The 1263-nt window shown below is 69.0% G+C and carries 1 protein-coding gene; it reads left to right on the forward strand.

Going from position 1 to position 1263, the window contains the following annotated elements; genetic code table 11:
- Nucleotides 1-1241 (forward strand): cation:dicarboxylate symporter family transporter (locus tag ACFTZL_RS44965; protein ID WP_382596443.1); only part of this gene is annotated, 1241 nt, incomplete at its 5' end.
- Nucleotides 1242-1263 lie beyond the last annotated feature (22 nt).

Here is a 1263-nt window from a genome sequence, read left to right on the forward strand (position 1 = left end):
GTGTGGTCGTCGTCGGCATCGCCAAGGCCGGTGATCTGAAGGCCTTCGGCCGGATCGGGGTCAAGGCCCTGATCTGGTTCGAGATCGCCTCCACGGTCGCCCTGGTCATCGGTCTCGTCACCGCCAACCTCGTCGGGCCCGGCAAGGGCATGAACGTCGACCCCGCGTCGCTGGACGCAGCCGCCGTGGAGAAGACGACCGGCGGCGGGCATCTGCCCTCGACGACCGAGTTCCTCCTCCACGCGTTGCCCGAGAGCTTCGTCGGTGCCTTCGCCGACAACGAACTGCTCCAGGTCCTGATCCTGGCCTGTCTGGTGGGTGCCGCCCTGCTGCACCTCGGGCACACCAAGGTGCCGAAGATCCTGCCCGCGATCGACCAGGCCCAGGAGGTCATCTTCGCGGTCGTCGGCTTCATCATGCGACTGGCGCCGATCGCGGTGTTCGGTGCGATGGCCCACCTCGTCGGCAACTACGGGCTGGGCGTGATGAAGACGTACGCCAAGCTCATCGTGCTCTGCTATGTGGCGGCGGCGTTGTTCATCCTGCTGCTCGCCGTCGCCCTGCGCCTGGTGACCGGGCTCAGCCTGTGGAAGTTCCTGCGCTACATCCGCGAGGAGATGCTGCTCGCGCTCGGTACCGCGTCCACCGAGGCGGTCATGCCGCGCGTGATGCAGAAGCTGCGGCGGGCCGGCGCCCGCGACGACGCCGTGGGGCTGGTGCTGCCCACGGGCTACTCCTTCAACCTCGACGGCGCCTCGCTCTACCTGTCCATCGGCACGCTGTTCATCGCCCAGGCGGTGGGTGTGGATCTGAGTCTGGGCCAGCAGGTCACCGTGGTCCTGGTGCTGATGCTGACCAGCAAGGGCATGGCGGGTATCCCCGGTTCGGCGTTCCTCGCCCTGTCCGCGACCGCCTCTTCCCTGGGTGCGATTCCGGCCGGAGCGGTGGCTCTGCTGCTCGGCGTGGACCGCATCATGGACTCGATGCGCGTCGTCACGAACCTGCTCGGCAACTGCGTCGCCGTGTTCGCGGTGTCCCGCTGGGAGGGGGCCCTGGACATCGACCGGGCGAAGAAGACGCTCGACGGCGAGTACACGGCCTCACCGGAGGACGACGACGAGGGCGACGGCGGGAAGGGCGTCGGTGCCGAGGCCCCGGCGGTCGAACCGACGGCGGCCGAGACCCCGGCCCCGGGCATCCCCACCCAGAAGCCCAAGGAACCTGCCCCCGAGGTCAGTTGACCGAAACCGAACGGGCCGCGGC

The sequence above is a fragment of the Streptomyces sp. NPDC056948 genome (genome assembly GCF_042674225.1).
Lineage (GTDB): Bacteria > Actinomycetota > Actinomycetes > Streptomycetales > Streptomycetaceae > Streptomyces > Streptomyces purpurascens.